Consider the following 18,111-nt stretch of genomic DNA (forward strand, 5'->3'; position numbering starts at 1 on the left):
CCAGCTAGGAGAATACGGATCGCGCCGTCGCTGTCACGTCGATACGGATACCCTCAGGCACCAGTAGCGACACGAACGGTGGTTTCCAATACGAGGAAAGAGACACGGTGGAGCTTGCCGCATCGGTAGTAGTGGCCTCTACTATCTGGAGGTCGATAAATCCATCGCCCTGACTCGCCGCGACATAGTCGGCGACAGATAAGGCGACTTTGACTGCAGTGAGCTGTGGCCGGTACCCACTGGTAGTCAATTCGACGTCATCGAGATCGTACGACTCGGCACCTACGAGGGCGGCGCCATCCGCGAGGGTAAAGAGACGTTTGCGTTCAAGGTAGAGCGAAGTAGCGGCCACCACCAAAAAGATGAGCACGAGTGAAAGGAACGCGTAGAAGATCGTGAGCAGGAGAGCGGACCCTTGCTCGTCGCAGAGAGCGAGGCTGCGGTCGCGCTGGTCGCTGGGTTCTCTCGGCGTGGTCGGATCAGTGGACGTTTTCTGCTTCATCGGGAACCCCTGAACTGTGACACCTGTTGGGTCACGGTGGCATCGAGAGGAATCTGCAGGGGGAAGTTTCCGGTGAGCACCGGAGGTGCAAGAGGCAAGTTGACGACCACGGCAACACTCACGGTGACGTACCCGCGACGGGTGAGACAGTTGGCCGGATCGGGAGTACAGGCGATCACTACGGAGGAATCCGAGGCATCTATGCCGTAGTTGTTGAGAGCGAACTCGATTGCCTGCCCGGCCGAGTCTTCTGCTTCGGCTACGGTTTCCGCCTGCACAAATACCCGGGCAGCTTGCCGCGCAGCGCCTTCGGCCGCCAAAGCACCACCTTGGATTACTGACATTGTGAGCACGAGATACACGAGCGGGATCAGCATGACCATGCCGACCGTGATGAATTCGAGGGACGATGATCCCTGCTGCTCCCGCAGTCGGCAACGAAGATGCGTGGCGATATTTTTCGCGGCCGAGGCGCTAGCGAACCTGCTCGATCGGCGCATGCGCAGACACCTCCAAACCGTCCTCGATTCCGATCAGCCCCAACAGTGGCAGGGGCGTGCGAACGGTGACGATGACCGAAGGATGCCCAAGATGGCTCGTCGCGCTCGCCGACACATCAGCGGCGTACCCCGGCGAAAGCGCGGTCGAGATGAGATCACGGGTGCGGGTGGCGCCATCGCTCAACGAGGTGTCAGCAAGGGAAGCGAAGCGGGCGCCTTCTGCCGCTGCGTCCAACACTGTGTTTCGGATGTGGAGTGCTAGCCCCAACTGGATGACGCTGAGTGTGAGGACCGTCAGTAGTGCAGAGACAAGCACGAACTCGACGACGGCGGAACCGGACTCGTCTGCGCGAAGTCGCACACCCATCGAGCGAGAACTCCGGTGAGCGAATTGCCGAAGGCCCAACGCAGACCGGTCAGCACGACGAGGCGTGCGCACTAGAAACCTGTGACGCGATCAATCGCCTGCTCAAAAACCGAGCTGAGTGCTGGTCCTGCGAGACCCCAGATAATGATCACGAGGCCCGCCGTCATCAACGTAATCAGCACCCAGCCCGGCACGTCTCCTCGCTCTGAGCTAAGCGTTCGGGTGCCTCGGGTAAGCCCGCTCTTCAGAGTCAATTGAGATGATTTCACTCTGCAATCATCGAGCGGTTCACAAACGTGCGTGCAGCTTTTCCACAGCCAGCGAGATCAGGTGCCCCGAGGCGCGGCATCCGCCCAGTAATGACTAATCCTTCGATGAGTCTCGCTTGCCCTTAGTCTCCTGCTCTGACTGCAACCTCTCCACCTCGTCTTCAACGATTGCGTCAGCCTGCGCAATATTGTCGGGCGAGGGCAATTTGGTGTCGGCAAGGATCGCGTCTTCTGTGCCCTGCGAGATTCCCCCGCCAGTTTGCGCGGCCTTCTTTCGTAGACGGTCAAGTGCGGCGCGAAGCGGGTGGACGGGTTCGCGAAGAAGTGGCTCCTCGACTTCGAGCCCATAAAAGTCACCGATCTGATCGACGAACTGAGCACGTCGCGCTCGGTCATAAGCGCGTCGCTCGCGGCTGAACGCCGTCACTGTGGCCGCGCACATCATGAGCATCACCACACTAAAAGGCAAGGCGGAGAGAATCGCTGCGGTTTGCAGCGTCTGCAGCCCGCCCGTCACCAGCAGTGCGATAGCCAAGAACGAGGCCAGTAGCGCGAAGAAGATGCGGATGCGCTTGGGGGGCTCTGCTGAGCCACCGGTGGCGATCATCGACATCACGAGCGCCCCCGAATCTGCGGAGGTGACAAAGAAGATACCGATCAGCAAGATGGCCCCGAACGTGAGAGCGGTGCCTGCCGGCAAATCGGCAAGCAGATCAAACAGAGCAGAATCAGCATCCACTGATCCGTCTGCGGCAATGAGGCCACCCTGGCCATAAAGCTCCCGGTAGATGGCGTTTCCGCCGAGCACACTGAACCAGAGGAACGTGAGAACCGTGGGGACAAGCATCACGCCGCCGACAAACTCGCGCACAGTACGGCCCTTGGAAACACGCGCAATGAACACACCGACGAACGGTGCCCACGACATCCACCAGCCCCAGTAGAAGGTGGTCCAGCTGGCCTGCCACTGCTCGCCCGCGTCGCCAGCATAGGCGCTGACAGTGAAGCTGAGACCGATGAAGTTCTGCAGGTAGTTACCCATCGACTGCACGAACTCGCGGAATAGGAACGCTGTCGGACCAACAATCAGCAGAAACACCAGGAGCACCGCAGCGAGCAAGAGGTTGGTTGTGGAGAGCCATTTCATGCCGCGGCCGATACCCGAAACGAGAGACAGGATGGTGAACGCAACGATAACGACGATTACCACAATCTGAGTGGTGAGGTTTGACTCGGCGACACCGTTCTTTTCGAGGCCAGCGGAGATCTGAAGAACGCCGAGGCCGAGCGATGTGGCAACACCGAAAACGGTACCGACGAGAGCTATGACGTCGATGAGGTTGCCCCAGCCGCCATGAACCCGCTTGCCGAGCAGCGGCTCGAGCGTCCAGCGGATGGAAATGGGTCGACCGCGACGATGGATTGCGTAGGCGAGTGCGAGCCCGACAACCACGTAAATAGCCCACGCGTGCACGCCCCAGTGCAGGAACGTTTGGCTCATCGCCTGCTGCGCAAGTTCAATCTCGTTACCCGTGACGCCTGGGCGAGGGTTCGCAAAGTGACTGAGCGGCTCGGCAACCCCGTAGAAGACGAGGCCGATGCCCATGCCGGCAGCGAAAAGGAAGGAGATCCACGAGATCATCGAGAACTCGGGCTTGTCATCATCCTTGCCTAGCTTGATGTCACCGAAACGGCTGAAACCAAGCCACAGCGCGAACGCGACAAAGAACGCAGCAATCAACACGTAGTACCAACTGAACGAGTTGACGACGCTTGACTGCAGAGTGTCGAACACAGTATTGGCCATCGTTGGCGCGATCATCGAGAACGCCGTAATCGCAATGACCAGACCGGCGGCTGGCCAGAACACCCAGGGTGCCAATAAGCGTGTTGCTTTAGGTCTCTCCGGCGCTCCGGGTTCTGAAGGGAGGGTCGATTCTGCGGTCATTGCGTCTCCGATCGCCTGAGTACGACGCTCTTTAGAGTACGACCGTTCGGTGCAGACAGGAAGCTTTATGCCCAACCTCTGCACGGTGGACTGGGTTTTCGGTGCGGATAGGCTCAACCGAGCAGTTCTCTGCCACCTACTTCTCTGACTCGAAGCGGTATCCCAGTTGCCAGCGAGCACTATCGATGGTGTCAAGGATGGCGATCGTCTCAGCCAGCGAGTGGATAGGCGACTCAGTCAAGCTTTGGTCGACGTAACCAGCGAGTGCTGTGGCCTGATAGCTGAGCCCGCGATGGCCGACAATGCCAGACTCGTCGGCCCAGTGAATCGACTCTCCGTCGAAACTTGGCTTCGAGAGGGTGAAACCGCTGGGAGTGAAAAATGGCCCGCCAATCTGGAGCAGTGCATTCTCACCGGCGATCGATGCCGTAGTGGGTGTGCGAACGCGCAGGCTCGTGTTGAGCTGCGCCTGGGCTCCACTGGCATAGCTGCACGTCAGTAGCGATTGAGCGTCAACGCCGGTGTCGATGAGCGAGCCAACATTGTGGATGGCCGTGGGTGTGCCCAGAATTTGTGAGGCAAACGCGATGGGGTAGATGCCGAGATCAAGCAGGGCACCTCCCCCGCTGTCGAGTGCACGCACGCGGTGACCGACGGGCATATTTTGACCGTGGTCGGCAGTGACGAGCTTGATGTCGCCAAGAACACCGTCGGCAAGTAGCTGGGCTATCACGGAGGTTTGCGGAAGGTAGCGTGTCCACATTGCTTCCATTGCGAAAGTACCCGCAGCACGTGCGGCAGCGACGATCTCACGGGCTTCGGCACCGTTCATGGCGAAGGGCTTCTCTACGAGGATGTGTTTGCCTGCGGCGACAGCCTGCAGTGCGAGGTCGCGGTGAACGTGTTGCTGGGCGGCGATGTAGACGACGTCGATGTCGGGGCTAGCAAGGAGTTCGGCATAGTCGCTGTAAGCGTCGGCGATGCCCCACGTTCTGGCGAAGTTTTGGGCGCGGTCAAGGCTGCGGGATGCCACGGCGACGAGTTTTTGGTTTGTGTGGGCTTGCACTGCTTCGGCGAAGGTCGCGGCGATTCCTCCCGGAGCGAGAATGCCCCAGCGCAGTGCCGGCACGGAATCCGCGGCGGGAACGATCGGGGCCGGGAACGTGGTGGGAAACAAAGGAATCCTTGTCGTTGTGCGTGCTACCTGCGACGCCGCAGGCCTCGACCAGTCTAGGACCGGAGCCGCACTCTAGAACCCGACCTGCAGTACGAAGATTCCGGGGAAGATCGCGAAAGCGATCGTGATCGGCAAGATAAGGAACACCAGCGGGAAGAGCATCGCCACTTCTTTTTTGCCTGCGAGTTCGAGCAGTTCGCGCTTGGACTCTTCACGAGCATCCTGAGCCTGGGCCTGCAACACCTCCGACAGCGGTGAGCCCCGGTCGAGTGCGCCCAAGATTTGATCAACACAGCGCGCAAAGGGCGGCAGCTCGAGCTCGCGCGACAGCACGCCGAGGGTTTCTCCGAACGGGAGCCCCGTGTTTACGGCTGCGACTACGCGAGCGAGTTCTCGAGAAAGCTCGCCGCCACTGACCTGTGAAATCCGGCGCACCGCATCCAAGATTCCTTCGCCGGCAGACAGGCTCAGGGCCAAGAACTCGAGCACGACGGGAAGCTCTGCCGTGAGTCGTCGGATTCGGCCCTTTGCCGAGCGCTGCAAAAGGTAGTCGCGGGCCGTAATGCCCAGCACGCCGCCGACTATCGCGAGCACCAGCTGTGCAATGAGGGGAACCTGTTGCGCGTTCGCGATTGTGACGTCGAACACAACCCCGAGCATCGCGCCCCCCAGCATCGCGAGCAGTTGCTGCGAGCGATACGCTTCAACACCCATCTCAGACCCAGCCTGGCGCAACCGACGTGCAATCTGGTCTCCGCCACCAGCAACCGACGCCAAGGTGCTGCGCAACCATTGTGCGGCCGGCACGAACAGCACCCCGAGCACAGGAAGCGGCCCGACCGAACGCGGTGCAACATGCTCGCGGGCTCCCGCCGAAACGTCGATCACGTAGGGTGCAACACGGTTGGCAAGAGTGGGCCGACTCAGCCGTGGAATGAGACTAAGAATCGACCACAACCCCAGCCCACCGGCAATTCCCGCAACGACTGCCCACGCAAGAGAGTCGCTCATGCAAACCACCTCGGCTGCTCAGGAAAGCGGCCAATACCCGCCATGATCCGATACGCAATAACGGAAAGCGCAAGGCCGGCAACGATGAGCGCGATACCGCCGGTTGAGTTGTACGCAAGTGCTGCCTCAGGCCGTGTAGTGAGCAAGAACAGCACCACCCACGGAGCCGCCAAACCCAGGCGAGCCGCGTTCATGACCCACGACTGGCGAGCCTCGATTTCTGAACGAATCGCCGCCTCTTGGCGGAGGTAGATGCTGAGGCTGCGCAGGATGTTTGTGAGTTCACTGCCGCCGACCTCCCTCGACATCCGCAGAGTTTCAAGGATGCGGTCGGCGACGGGATCGGCTAGCGCTACCTTCAGTTCGTCTACCGAAATCGAGAAGTTGCCCGTCGCGCGATACCGCTGGGAAAAGGCCACAAACGCACTGCGGGTTACTGCGGGACCAGTATGAGCGAGAGTCATGAGGCTGTCGGGAAGGGCGAGCCCCGAGCGCACGGCCGACACCAGCTGGTCAACCACGTCTGGCCACACAACCCGGGTCGCGCGACGGCGCACTCGCGCACGCCAGCTGATCGCGAGCATCGGAGCCAGGAGCGCGGTCGCCGCCGCACACACCACGACCGCAAGAACCGAAGTAAGAACGAAGGTGAGTGCCCCGACAGCGATAGCGAGAACGAGTGCGACCAACACGACAACCATGGGACTTGTTGTCGGCAACCCCGCCTGCACGAGTCGTTCCCGCAGCCGCAGAGACCAGGCAGATCGACCTCGCACGCGTCGTTCGCGTCGTTCCGGCCACAGGAATGTCGCAGCGATCAGCACTGTTCCCACCGCGAGCGCGATGCCCAACAGAAGACTCATGCGACAGCCGTCAACAGCAGCGAAACCGGGTCGACTCCGGCAGCACGGAACTTGGAGAGTCGCGCAGGAACGACGCCGGTCTGGATGAGGGTGCCCTGCACTGTTCGGAAAAGAGCCGAACTCTCGACAGCCCCATCACTGACCTCCCCGCTGAGTGACGCGATCTCGACGACCCGCCTCGTGCCGTTAGCCGTCAGCTCACAGTGCACGACAACATCCACTGAACTCGCAACTGTGGGCACCACAAAGGCTGAATCGATATTGCGGCCGGCGAGCAGGGGCAGGGTGCAGAGCTTCACCAGCGCTTCGCGTGCACTGTTGGCGTGGATGCTCGACATCCCGGGAAGTCCACTGTTAAGGGCGATCAGCAGGTCGAGCGATTCGGCGTCGCGCACTTCGCCGACCACGAGCCTGTCGGGGCGCATCCGCAGTGCCTCCTTAATCAGTCTGCGCAAGCTGATCTCGCCCGTGCCCTCAAGGCTGGGTTGGCGACACTGCATGCCGACGCTGTCGTGGCTGGGTACACTCAGCTCGAACGTCTCCTCAACGGTGACCACCCGCTCATTGGGTCTGCCCGCAGCGAGCAAGGCGTTGAGCATCGTGGTTTTGCCACTTTGGGTTGCGCCAGACACCACAATGTTCTGGCCAGACAGCACACACAATCGTAAGTAGTCGGCGGCATGCTGGGTGAGGCTGCCGAGTTCGACGAGACGATCGAGGTCGCGAATGCGCTGACTGAATTTGCGAACGTTCACCGCCCAGTGCTTGCGGGTGACATCCGGAATCACCACATGCAGTCGCGAACCATCGGGCAAGGAGGCATCAACGAATGGAGAGCTCAGATCTACGCGACGACCGGAAGTTTGCAGCATCCGCTCCACCAGATCACGCACTTGGGAATCAGTGAGGCGGATGCCCGTGAACTCAGGCACACCGTTGCGGGCAACAAAAACGTGCTCGGGTCCGTTGATCCAGAGTTCCTCAACGGTGTCATCGTCAAAGAACGGTTGGAGCGGACCGTACCCGGTCAGCGCGGCAACCACCTCGCGGGCTGCTTGCGCTTCATCTGCGAGCAGCGGCACCGAACCACCGAGCGCCCGCTCGCTATAGCGCCGCACCTCATCCCGAACATAGCGAGACGCAAGTTCGCTGTCTCGCGAAAGGTCGACGCCATCGCGGCGAACCCGCTGGCGAACCTGATCAGCAATGGTCACCACGGCGTTAGACATGCTCACATTGTGGTGAGTGGGCGCCCAACCGTTCGCCCGTTGTCCACAGGATCCGTTGTCGGGGGCGGCTCGCCAGACCCCCTAGTGCTGGTATGATGGTTTTATCAAGTCACCAAGTGAGTGGTTAGGAGCACCGCAATGGTCGTTCTCGATGAGCGCAGGCCGCTCTATGAGATCAAGGCGAATCTCTTCAAAGGGCTCGCGCATCCGCACCGCATCCGCGTGCTCGAAATTTTGTCGAGCAATGACGAAGCATCGGTGTCAGACATGCTCGCCGAAACAGGACTTGAAGCATCCCACCTCTCGCAGCACCTCTCAGTACTGCGGCGCTATGGGCTCGTCGTCTCCGAACGGCGTGCGAGCGTCGTGTACTACCGACTCGCACTCCCGCAGATTGCCGAACTGCTGCGCGTTGCCCGCGTACTTCTCGGCGAGATTCTCACCGAGCAGCACGCCCAACTGGCGTCAGTCGAGTCCCTGCCCGTGATCCCCGACGCCCGATGAACGCGTCAAAGAAGTCACTGAAGTCGCTGCGGTCACTGAGGTCGCTGCTTCCCAGTCGGCAGGACTACCGCGGACTTCGCACAAGTTGGCGCGGCGATGTGCTGGCCGGCATCACCGTCGGCATCGTCGCGCTGCCGCTCGCCCTCGCCTTCGGAGTCAGTTCCGGCACGGGTGCCGAAGCAGGCCTGATCACCGCCATCGTCGCCGGAATCGTCGCCGCCGTCTTCGGCGGATCCAACGTGCAAGTCTCGGGCCCCACCGGCGCCATGGTCGTGGTTCTTGCCCCCATCGTTGCCAGTCAAGGCATCGAAGCTGTCGCGATTGTTACCGTGCTCGCGGGCATCATCGTCGTCATCGCCGGCGTGCTGAGACTCGGCCGCACCGTCAGCTACATCCCCTGGCCTGTCATCGAAGGCTTCACCGTTGGCATTGGCATCATCATTTTCCTGCAGCAACTGCCCTCCGCTCTGGGAACCGAAGGCACCGAGCACCCCACCAACGCAATATTCGCCGCGGGCGCCTTTATCACCGCCGCGCAGTGGCCTGCTGCCCTGCTGCCACTCGGGGTCGTCGCCGCCGTAATCGCCATCATGTTGCTGCTCTCGCGCATCAGCGGACGCCTCCCCGCCTCTTTCATCGCCATCGCGATCGCGACGATTGTCGCGCAAGCACTCTCGCTGCCACTGGCGACGATCGGTGAACTTCCCGCCTCGTTGCCCGCACCCACCGTGCCCTCGTTCAGCTTTGACCTCACAACCCTGATCGGTCCAGCCTTCGCCGTCGCCGCGCTCGCGTCAATCGAATCGCTCCTCTCCGCCCGGGTCGCCTCCAGCATGTCTGACACCGGGCCCTACAACGCCGATCGCGAACTCGTGGGTCAGGGCCTGGCATCCATTGCGTCCAGCTTCTTTGGGGGGATGCCGGCCACCGGTGCCATTGCCCGCACCGCCGTGAATGTGCGCTCTGGCGGTCGAACGCGCCTCTCAGCGGTCGTGCACGCTCTCGCGCTGCTCATCGTCGTCTATCTCGCCGCGCAAGTCGTCGCGGTCATCCCGTTGGCTGCACTCTCGGGCGTTCTGATGGCCACCGCCGCCCGCATGGTGTCCCCCACCCTGATCAAGCAAATGCTGCGCACCGGACGATCCGAAGCCGCCGTGTTTGTCATCACCGGGGTGATCACGGTCAGCTTTGACCTCATCATCGCTGTTGGCATCGGCATCGCCGCCGCCGCGTTCTTCGCCCTCCGAGCTCTCAGCAAGGCCAGCGGCGTTCACCGTGAAGAACTACCCGGCTCCCCCGAACCCGGCGACGAACGCATCGCTCTGTTCCGCATCGACGGCTCACTATTCTTTGGTGCAGCAGAACGACTCATCGACCGCATCAACGACCACGAGGGCATCGAAGTGGTGATCGTGCGCCTCTCACAACTACACCTCATAGACGCCACCGGTGCTCACACCCTCACCGAACTCATCACCGCCCTCGAGAAACGCGGCGTAACCGTCATCATCAAGGGCATCCGCCCCGAACATCTGGATGTGCTGAAACGGCTAGGAGTGATCAGCTCGCTTCGACATCCCAACCATCTGTTTGCCGAACTCGAGCCCGCGATCGAACACGCCCGCTCGCACATTCGGCGGTCGACGCTCGCGGACGAGGCAGCAACGGACTGAATCAGTCGGCGGCACGCTGCCTGAGCGTCTCCTGACTCAGTATCGCCCACGTCAATTAAGCGGGGGCGTCACCTTCGTTTTCGCGACTTCAGAAACCCACAGCCCGCTGTCTTTCACAATGCGTTCTTGGGTGTCGTAGTCGACGCGCACAATGCCGAAGCGCTTCGAATATCCAAAGCCCCACTCAAAGTTGTCGAGCAGCGACCACACAAGGTAGCCACGCAGATCGACTCCCCGCTCGATAGCACGGTGTGCTGCGGTGAAGTGCCGGTTGAGATAGTCAACCCGCTCCGGATCGTGCACCCGACCATCCGTCACGTCGTCTTCGAACGCAGCACCATTTTCGGTGATCATTAGCGGCAGTTCGGGGAAGCGTTCGTGCAGGTCGACCAGCAACTCTTCGAGACCGTCGGGTGCGATGTTCCAGTCCATCGCCGTGTAAGGGCCGGGCTGCTCGAGGAACTCGACGTCACGGCTGCCGGGCCACGGTGATCCGCCCATGTCTTTGTGCCCATCGTTGTTTTTGCGCACCGTTAGGCCATCCCACATTTTCACTGTGACCGTGGAGTAGTAGTTGACCCCCAGGAAGTCGAGGGGCTGGTGGATGCTCGCCAGATCGTCCTCGCGAACGAATGACCAATCCGTCACATCACTCGTGTCAGCGATGAGGTCATCGTCGTAGCGACCCAATAGCATCGGGCTTGTGAAGGCACGATTGGCGAGTGCGTCAATTCGGCGCTTCGCTTCAGCGTCATCACCCCGAATGACGTGGAAATTGAGTGTGGCCGACACTTCAGGGTCATTGCTCGCCGCCTCCCGCAGTCGCGGAACCGCCAAGCCGTGCGCCAGATTGAGGTGGTGCACAGCGGCGAGCGCATCGGCACCGTCGGTGCGGCCAGGAGCATGCGCGCCCGAACCGTAGCCGAGATACGCCGAACACCAGGGTTCGTTGAGGGTCGTCCACGTGTGTACGCGGTCGCCAAGCGCAGTGGCAGCAAGTTCGGCGTAGTCTGCGAACCGCAGCGCAGTGTCGCGCACAGGCCAACCACCCGCATCCTCAAGCTCTTGAGGCAAATCCCAGTGATACAGGGTGGCGATGGGGCGGATGCCGCGGCTCAACAAACCGTCAACGAGGCGCGAGTAGAACGACACCCCCTCCGGGTTTACCTCACCTTGGCCACCGGGCTGAAGGCGCGGCCAAGAAATCGAGAAGCGGTAGGCATCGAGGCCAAGCTGGGCCATGAGATCGAGGTCAGACTCGAAGCGGTAATAATGATCGTCAGCGACATCGCCGGTGTCACCATTCCAGGTTTTGCCCGGGGTGTGACTGAAGGTGTCCCAAATCGACTCGCTGCGGCCACCATCACGCGCGGCACCCTCCACCTGATAGGCGGCCGTCGCCGAGCCCACAATGAAGTTGGGCGCAAAAACGAGGCCACTGTCGCGGTAGTCAGAACTCATGAAGCAACCCTAAAGCTTCTGACTCGTCACCCGACCACAAGACGACTATTCAGCCGATTCGCGAGCGCTCAGCAGCTGACGGAGTAACGCTTCAAGTTCACCGCGTTGCGCGAGCCCGAGCGATGCGAGCAGTCTTTCTTCGTTCTCGACGTGAGCGAGCAGCGCGCGATTCACTACCTCGAGGCCCGCGTCGGTGAGCGCGACTCTCACGGTTCGACGATTCTCGGGATCGACCTCGCGCGAGATGAGTTCTTTGGCGACCAGACGGTCAAGCCGGTTGGTGATGGCGCCCGAAGTAACCATTGAGCTGCTGGCTAAGGCACCAGCGGTGAGTCCCCGCGCGCCGGCATCCGACCTCAGTAGTGTCGCGAGGATATCGAACTCCCCCGCCTGCAGGCCGTGCCCTTCGAAGACATCGAGCTGGGCTCGCTCGAGCAGTCGGGTTACTCGCGAGAGTCTCCCGAGGATGCCCATCGCCGAGACATCGAGTTCGGGGCGCACGGCACCCCACTGGGCCATGATGCGGTCGACACTGTCAGTCATGACACCTCTCAACGGTCAATTGTTTGACGTTTACCGTACAACACTCTAGATTGTTTAACATTAAACTATTTAACATTGTACATTGAGGGAAAATGAGACAACTCCGCGACACGCTGCTCACCGGACTGGCACCGCTGACCTGGGGCACAACCTACATTGTGACTACCGAACTACTGCCTGCCGGGCATCCGCTGTTCGCGTCGCTTGTTCGCGCACTCCCCGCCGGCCTTATCGCTCTCGCCATCGCCCGACAGCTGCCGAGCGGGGCATGCTGGTGGAAGTCCGCAGTCCTCGGCGTGCTCAACATTGGCGCGTTCTTTCCACTGCTCTTCATCGCCGCCTACCACCTCGCCGGAACCTCTTCGATGGCTCTCGGCGTAGTGCTCGCCAAGCGCTGGGGAAAACCGCCTCAGGTTTCCGCTGTAGGATATGCGGGCTGGCTTCTCACCGCTGGTGGACTGTTTTTGCTGCCGATCGCTCTCCTTGCTGAAGGCATTCCGTCTGCCATCGGCGGCCCAGCGCTACTCGGTTATGCGTGGCTCGGAATTGTGGGCGGCCTCGTTGCCTACACGCTGTGGTTTCGCGGCATCCGAATACTCCCGATTGGTTCAGTCGCCGTCTTGGGGTTGGTATCGCCGCTGGCAGCGGCAGCACTCGGAGCGATCGTTCTCGGGCAAACGTTCGGTGCGGTCCAGAGTGTCGGTTTCGTGCTCGCGATGACCGCAATCGTTGGGGGCCAAATCACCGCTGGACGCCGGAAAAATTGGTCCAAGAATCGCTAAGTGGTCCACAACCACCACACGTTTTGGGGGGACAGACAGAACGTTCTGCATAGTGTTTATACGGGCGATTATGACCGACACCCAAACGGGGGGCTATTACCCTGCAACGGGGGCTTGCATGCTTCAGTGAGATAGAAGCATAGGCACAACTCCTGGGGGGAGGTATCAGATGTCAGAACACGTGATCCTGTTCGCAGGGCCGATGGGCGCGGGTAAGACGACCGCCATCCGTGCCCTCAGCGAGATTGAAGTTGTCAGCACGGAGGCTGCGAACAGCGACCGCGCCGCAGCCGACAAGGCGACCACGACTGTTGCTCTCGACTATGGCGAGATCAGTGTTAATGATGCCGAAAAAGTTCGTCTCTATGGCATCCCCGGCCAACGACGTTTCGACTTCATGTGGTCGATCCTTGCCGAACGGGCTGAGGGCGTACTGCTCTTAGTGAACGCGGATGCCGAAAACCCTGTCGAGATCGCAATCGACTACGTCAAAGAGTTCTACGCCCTCTATGAGCGCGGCGGAATCGTCATCGGTCTCACTCGTGCCGATCTGGTTCCCGAGTCGCTGATCGAGGAATACGCGAATGCTCTGGCTGACGAAATGCCTGACGTTCTGATCCCCGTATTCACGGTGGATGCCCGCTCCAACGCCGACATGACCGTACTCCTTATGACCCTGGTTGCGAATGTTGAGCTTAAGCAGGCCGTCGCCGCCAACCCTGGGCTGACATCAGGGGGGGCACGATGACTATCGCAACCCACCTCAACAAGAAGTACATCTCCCGCGGAGAACTCGCTCTCAGCGGCCTCAAAGACCTTGCTCCCTCACTGAGCTACGCGACCATCCTCACCGAAGACGGCTTCAGCGTGGTCAGTGTTGACGGTAGCGAACTCGACAGCAATCGATTCGCGAGCATGGCCAGTTCGACTCAGGCCCTCGCCGATGCTGTTGCACGGGAGCTCAAACTCGGAGACAACGAGTTTGTGATCGTCGCGGCCGAACAGGGCCACGTCGTACAGGTACGAGTTGAAGGCCACCCACTAGTACTCGCTGCCCTCTTCACCGACAACGAGACAATCGGCAAATCACTTTCTGCCGCACGCCGAACCGCACGACGGCTCAACGTTTTTCTCTCCGCCCGCTAAGGTCCCACATTTTTACCCGCATCACCCGAAAAACCCGCATCACCCGAACGCCCGAATACCCGCATCACCCGAAAACCCGAAGCATCACCAGGAAATACGAACAGCGAACGACCAATTGCCTAACCCGCAGGCCGTCCTCTGAATCGAGGATTTTTACCCGCAAGCATCACCGCGGTGCACCCTCGGCACCGCACACCAATTCACGCAGGAGGCGTGAAGATGACTACCTACTCAACCAACATTCCCGCCGGCTGGTACCCCGACCCGCTTGGCCTGCCCCAACTACGATGGTGGGACAATCACACGTGGACCGATCAGATCTCTGGGGCGCGCGCTCCGCTTGTGCACCAACTCGTTGATTTTGCTGATCCTGCTGAGGAAGCGCGCTACGGCACGCTGAACGCTAGCGCCGAGCCCGAGACGCCGCCAACGAATGTACCCACTCCCCCCGAGACCGCTGTCGCCAGTTCGCTGCGCCAACTTGAAGCGCCGTTGCCCGAGGATGCGGTCGAATCTGCGCACCTGAGTGACCCTACGGCCGGATACCGCAGCAGCATCGACGACGACAGTGATCTCACTATTGCCGCCTCTGAATGGGCGCAGGTTGCCGAGGCCATCAAGATTGCGTCAAGCAACAAGCAGCCGACCGTGTTGGCCATCACCTCATCCAGTTTTCCCATGCTCATCATTGACGTGTTCGAGCGTTCCTACTGGTGGAAGGCTGAAATTACAGACTTCCCACCTAGTCCCGCGAGCATCTGCATCCGCAGCCATATTCGCGACGCCGTGATCATGCCAACCGGCGCAGGCCAAGACCTGAGTGCACTGTTGTGGATGATCGGCCTCAACGGCTACGCACACTCTCCTGCGCCCTGGCTCACCGACGGTGCGCGCTACCGTCTGCGCCGCTGGCCTAACATCACTAACCTGCCGCACGACGCCGACCAGCTGCGGATGACATCGATCCTGAGCCACGCACCGCTATCGGCGAAGGAACTCGCCGCAATCGCCGAAACCGAACCTCGTTCGGCACACGCTCTCGTTGCTGCGCTCAGTCTCATGAACATCTTGCGTGTGCTTCCGGGAGCTAGCGACGATGAGATCGGCGCACCGACACCCACACCAGCACCTCGTGGCTTTTTTGCGCGACTGCGTGGGCGTCACAGCAGGTAGCGGCCGTTGGCAGAGCCTCTGCGCCAACTAACCCGTGATCCGATTGACTTGACTTCTATCTCTATATAGCTAGATTAGGGGAATGGAACCCCTCTCTCGCGTAACCGCCGCCACTCTCGATGTGCTCGGAGCACTCACCGCAGCGCCTCAGCCGCTCTGGGGGTTGCGGGTTGTCAAGAGCACCAGGCGGCCAGCGGGAAGTGTCTACCCGATTCTCGAACGCCTCGAACGCCTCGGCTGGGTCACCTCAGAATGGGAAGATGATCCCGAGAGAACGGGCCCTCGCCGCCGACTCTACGAACTGACATCGGATGGCACTGCGGCAGCATCGACACTCCTCACAGCGCAGCGGTCCCCTACCGGTAACAACTCATCCGCTCATGCGTTTTCTGCCGTTCAGGCGTTCGAGGCCACCGCGTGAATCTCGCTCAGCGCGCGGTCGGGGCAATCGCCTGCACGATACCCACGGCAGCTCGCGCGCGTTACAGGGAAGAATGGCTCGCCGATCTTGATGGAGTCGACGAACTCAACATGTCTGAGGCATCGATCGTGTGGGGAGCCGCCGCTACCGCAGTCACGATTGACCGGGATGCCCCAGAAGTCAGCGGAATCACTCTGCACGCCGCGGCTGCTCGCCGTGCACGATGGGCAGTGGCTGCCTTCATCAGCGCCGGCATCCTCGGCACGGGCCTGGTCTTTTGGGGAGGTTACGGAGTTCAGAGCGCAACGACCAGTCTGGGCACGGCGCTCCTGGGCGCAGCGGGACTCACGGTGAAGCTCGCCGCCATCATCTTTGTGGTACTGGGACTGCTCGCTACAGTTCGTGCTCTCCTGACTCAGCGCGCCGGGTCGCGTCGATCCGACTCCGCCGCCATGTCCACGTCAGGTCTACGACCGTCGTCACTCGTGCTCTGGCTGATGATCGCCGCCGTGCTCACGATCGGAGCGCTCATGGTCATACCTTTCCTTGTGTTTGCCATGGCAGTGTTGGCAACTCCGGTGGTGCTGGTGATCGCTGCCGGAAGCAATCCCCCCGTACGAGATCGAGTTCTTGCGCGTATGGCTACTCGACTGGCCATCGGCCTCGGCACTGTCGCGGTTACGCTTGCAACGGTTGCCGTGGGCACCCTCCACATCGTGGTGTGGAACCCGATTGCCGCGATGCCTGGGCTCGACCTCGACGCAATCTATGGCCAGATGGCCGCAGCAGGCGAGTCCCCCTCAGCGATACTCATTTGGCTATGGGCAGCATTCTGGACATTCACCGCTGTCGCTTTCGGTGTCGCCTGCCTCGTTCCCCAGATCGGAGCCAGGATGTCGGCACGCACCCTAGCAACAGCCGGGTTGACCGTCGTTGGACTCACTCTCGCATTTCACTGGGTCGCCGGATTCAATATGGGAATGTCTCTTGCTGACACTTTTGCGATTTCCGGTGGAGACGCGGCCATTTCTGGCCCCGCGCTGTCGATCCTTGGCCAGTTATGCCTCGTGACGATCGTCTGGCTCGCACTACTTCCCCGACGCACGAACGCGGGCCGCCTGCCTGAGCAGACGACCCGCGTCGTGACACACTAACCGGCCCGTGGGGGCCGAGTCGCTTTAGCTGTGAACCGCTGCGAGGGTGCGACGGTCGTCGAGCAGCTGTGGCCAGAGCTTGCGGCGGTCGCGCACAACGAAACCACGCGCAATGAAACGGTCTTTGCCATCAAAGCGCGGGGTGTACATTGAGCGACCGTGCATGGCGCGCAGATTGTCGAGCATGAGCAGGTCACCCGGCTGCAAAACGTGGGCATCGCGGTGCTCGATGTAGGTTTCAACAACCTTGCCGAGCAGACGCTGCGCTTCAGCGGTGATGCCGTGCATGAGGTCCTGATCAACAAGAATGTACGGGTCATCTTCTGGACCGGTCAGGATCGGGAACGGACCACGGACGTCATCCGGGCGCGGAATGTACGGCTGGAACGACTCATCGATCGTGGTGGCCCATAGTGGCTGGCGCAGCTTGGCGACGTCTTCAGCAGACATGTGCTGCACGAGCTTGCGACCCGAGAACGCATACGTCTTGGCGTTCTCATCGCCACGAAGCGCGCCGAGAATGACGTAGTCAGGCTTGAATACCGAGAAGCACTGCTCGGTGTGAGCTTCAAGCTCAACCTTCGAACCCTGCGACTGCTGAGTCACGGCAAGCTTCGGGTTGGGGACCATGTCTTGGATGAGGTGGCCGTTTCCCTCAGCTTCGTAAGCAACCATGCTCCCGAGCAGGTGAGCCAGCATACCCATTTCCTTGGCGAACACGGTGCCGGCACCGAGACCGCTCTTGTTGTTGAGCGGGGTATCTGTGAGGTCTTCATCGACATACAGACCACGCACAACCATAATTCCGGCCTCAGAACCGACCTCAGCGAAATTCAGAACAGCGGCACGGACCTCTTCAGGCAAACTAAACGCTGCCGCGAGCGCCTGTCGACCGAAGTCATCCGGGTTTTCGTTGGGGTGAGCAGTAATGCGCTCAGCAGCAGTACGAATCGCTTCGGCCGTAGCCGAGTCGAGAGTGAAAAGGCTCGATTGGAGCTCGTGAACGGTAATGTCGCTCTCCTTGCTTCGTGCGACGCGCAAGCTGTGGCTCAATTGGCTCTGGGAAGGCGCGATCGCGGACATCGTCTCCATAGGGAAGACACTTCATAAATTACACCCTCTAGCCCCAAAAGTAAGGGCATCCGCAGCGAATCAAAGGGTGTGCACAGCAAAAACGAAGTGATGCCTTAAGTGCAACCTGTTGCCTGCTTCTCGCGCTAAGATTATTCGGCCAGCGGGAGTGGTGAAATTGGTATACACGCAGGATTTAGGTTCCTGTGCTTTCGAGCGTGCGGGTTCAAGTCCCGCCTTCCGCACAAAACGCAGCGCAGCGCAGATCGAGTACGTTAGCCCACGGGCGCGAATCGTCGCTCACGAGCACCGAGGGG

At 60.8% G+C, this 18,111-nt stretch carries 20 protein-coding genes and 1 tRNA gene; 9 read left to right on the forward strand and 12 right to left on the reverse strand.

The genetic code is table 11. The features are described 5' to 3' along the window. Positions 1-4: 4 nt before the first annotated feature. The 9 genes from AADH44_RS09020 to AADH44_RS09060 form a co-directional block, all read right to left on the reverse strand. Positions 5-502 (reverse strand): Tad domain-containing protein, encoded by a 498-nt coding sequence (locus AADH44_RS09020; protein WP_341952465.1) that lies wholly within the window; start codon positions 500-502, stop codon positions 5-7. After that, on the reverse strand, positions 499-1,002 hold the full coding sequence (locus AADH44_RS09025) for a hypothetical protein (protein WP_341952466.1): 504 nt from the start codon (positions 1,000-1,002) through the stop codon (positions 499-501). The genes AADH44_RS09020 and AADH44_RS09025 overlap by 4 nt, the downstream gene beginning before the upstream one ends. After that, positions 977-1,369: a TadE family protein gene (locus AADH44_RS09030; RefSeq protein WP_341952468.1), complete on the reverse strand. Its 393-nt coding sequence runs from the start codon at positions 1,367-1,369 to the stop codon at positions 977-979. The genes AADH44_RS09025 and AADH44_RS09030 overlap by 26 nt, the downstream gene beginning before the upstream one ends. Positions 1,370-1,440: 71 nt before the next feature. After that, positions 1,441-1,623 (reverse strand): hypothetical protein, encoded by a 183-nt coding sequence (locus AADH44_RS09035; RefSeq protein WP_341954977.1) that lies wholly within the window; start codon positions 1,621-1,623, stop codon positions 1,441-1,443. Positions 1,624-1,732: 109 nt separating this feature from the next. Next, entirely contained in the window at positions 1,733-3,586 is a 1,854-nt protein-coding gene (locus AADH44_RS09040; RefSeq protein WP_341952469.1) for a BCCT family transporter, read from the reverse strand. Between the two features lie 136 nt (positions 3,587-3,722). After that, complete coding sequence (locus AADH44_RS09045) at positions 3,723-4,763, reverse strand: Gfo/Idh/MocA family oxidoreductase (RefSeq protein ID WP_341952470.1); 1,041 nt, start codon at positions 4,761-4,763, stop codon at positions 3,723-3,725. Positions 4,764-4,835: 72 nt separating this feature from the next. After that, positions 4,836-5,774 carry a type II secretion system F family protein gene (locus AADH44_RS09050; RefSeq protein ID WP_341952472.1) on the reverse strand — a complete coding sequence of 313 codons (939 nt, stop codon included), beginning with the start codon at positions 5,772-5,774 and terminating at the stop codon, positions 4,836-4,838. Next, the gene (locus tag AADH44_RS09055) at positions 5,771-6,637 is read right to left on the reverse strand and encodes a type II secretion system F family protein (RefSeq protein ID WP_341952474.1); all 867 of its coding nucleotides are present in this window, start codon (positions 6,635-6,637) and stop codon (positions 5,771-5,773) included. The genes AADH44_RS09050 and AADH44_RS09055 overlap by 4 nt, the downstream gene beginning before the upstream one ends. Then, on the reverse strand, positions 6,634-7,866 hold the full coding sequence (locus AADH44_RS09060; RefSeq protein WP_341952476.1) for an ATPase, T2SS/T4P/T4SS family: 1,233 nt from the start codon (positions 7,864-7,866) through the stop codon (positions 6,634-6,636). The genes AADH44_RS09055 and AADH44_RS09060 overlap by 4 nt, the downstream gene beginning before the upstream one ends. A gap of 138 nt (positions 7,867-8,004) precedes the next feature. On the opposite strand from AADH44_RS09060, the gene AADH44_RS09065 reads away from it, so the two are divergent. Both AADH44_RS09065 and AADH44_RS09070 read left to right on the forward strand, forming a co-directional pair. Further along, positions 8,005-8,370, forward strand: a complete 366-nt coding sequence (locus tag AADH44_RS09065; protein WP_341952477.1) for a metalloregulator ArsR/SmtB family transcription factor — start codon at positions 8,005-8,007, stop codon at positions 8,368-8,370. After that, positions 8,367-10,043, forward strand: a complete 1,677-nt coding sequence (locus AADH44_RS09070) for a SulP family inorganic anion transporter (RefSeq protein ID WP_341952478.1) — start codon at positions 8,367-8,369, stop codon at positions 10,041-10,043. The genes AADH44_RS09065 and AADH44_RS09070 overlap by 4 nt, the downstream gene beginning before the upstream one ends. A gap of 51 nt (positions 10,044-10,094) precedes the next feature. Here the strand turns inward: AADH44_RS09070 and AADH44_RS09075 are convergent, their stop codons facing one another. Beyond that, positions 10,095-11,504 (reverse strand): GH1 family beta-glucosidase, encoded by a 1,410-nt coding sequence (locus AADH44_RS09075; protein WP_341952479.1) that lies wholly within the window; start codon positions 11,502-11,504, stop codon positions 10,095-10,097. Positions 11,505-11,549: 45 nt separating this feature from the next. Continuing rightward, complete coding sequence (locus AADH44_RS09080) at positions 11,550-12,047, reverse strand: MarR family transcriptional regulator (RefSeq protein WP_341952480.1); 498 nt, start codon at positions 12,045-12,047, stop codon at positions 11,550-11,552. A gap of 92 nt (positions 12,048-12,139) precedes the next feature. Between AADH44_RS09080 and AADH44_RS09085 the strand changes: the two genes are divergently transcribed. From AADH44_RS09085 to AADH44_RS09110, 6 genes are all read left to right on the forward strand, one after another. Then, positions 12,140-12,829: an EamA family transporter gene (locus AADH44_RS09085; protein ID WP_341952481.1), complete on the forward strand. Its 690-nt coding sequence runs from the start codon at positions 12,140-12,142 to the stop codon at positions 12,827-12,829. 169 nt (positions 12,830-12,998) lie between these two features. Then, entirely contained in the window at positions 12,999-13,577 is a 579-nt protein-coding gene (locus tag AADH44_RS09090) for an ATP/GTP-binding protein (RefSeq protein ID WP_341952482.1), read from the forward strand. Then, the gene (locus AADH44_RS09095; protein WP_341952483.1) at positions 13,574-13,975 is read left to right on the forward strand and encodes a roadblock/LC7 domain-containing protein; all 402 of its coding nucleotides are present in this window, start codon (positions 13,574-13,576) and stop codon (positions 13,973-13,975) included. The genes AADH44_RS09090 and AADH44_RS09095 overlap by 4 nt, the downstream gene beginning before the upstream one ends. 219 nt (positions 13,976-14,194) lie before the next feature. Continuing rightward, on the forward strand, positions 14,195-15,148 hold the full coding sequence (locus AADH44_RS09100; RefSeq protein WP_341952484.1) for a DUF2510 domain-containing protein: 954 nt from the start codon (positions 14,195-14,197) through the stop codon (positions 15,146-15,148). Between the two features lie 82 nt (positions 15,149-15,230). After that, positions 15,231-15,569: a PadR family transcriptional regulator gene (locus AADH44_RS09105; protein ID WP_341952485.1), complete on the forward strand. Its 339-nt coding sequence runs from the start codon at positions 15,231-15,233 to the stop codon at positions 15,567-15,569. Then, a complete protein-coding gene (locus tag AADH44_RS09110; protein WP_341952486.1) occupies positions 15,566-16,723 on the forward strand; it encodes a hypothetical protein in 1,158 nt (385 codons plus the stop codon). Before AADH44_RS09105 ends, AADH44_RS09110 begins: the two co-directional genes overlap by 4 nt. Positions 16,724-16,747: 24 nt before the next feature. On the opposite strand, the gene AADH44_RS09115 is transcribed toward AADH44_RS09110, so the two are convergent. Next, entirely contained in the window at positions 16,748-17,815 is a 1,068-nt protein-coding gene (locus AADH44_RS09115; RefSeq protein WP_341952487.1) for a TauD/TfdA family dioxygenase, read from the reverse strand. 142 nt (positions 17,816-17,957) lie between these two features. Between AADH44_RS09115 and AADH44_RS09120 the strand changes: the two genes are divergently transcribed. Then, positions 17,958-18,039 (forward strand) — tRNA-Leu (locus AADH44_RS09120). Positions 18,040-18,111 lie beyond the last annotated feature (72 nt).

The organism is Salinibacterium sp. TMP30 (assembly GCF_038397785.1).
Taxonomy (GTDB): domain Bacteria; phylum Actinomycetota; class Actinomycetes; order Actinomycetales; family Microbacteriaceae; genus Rhodoglobus.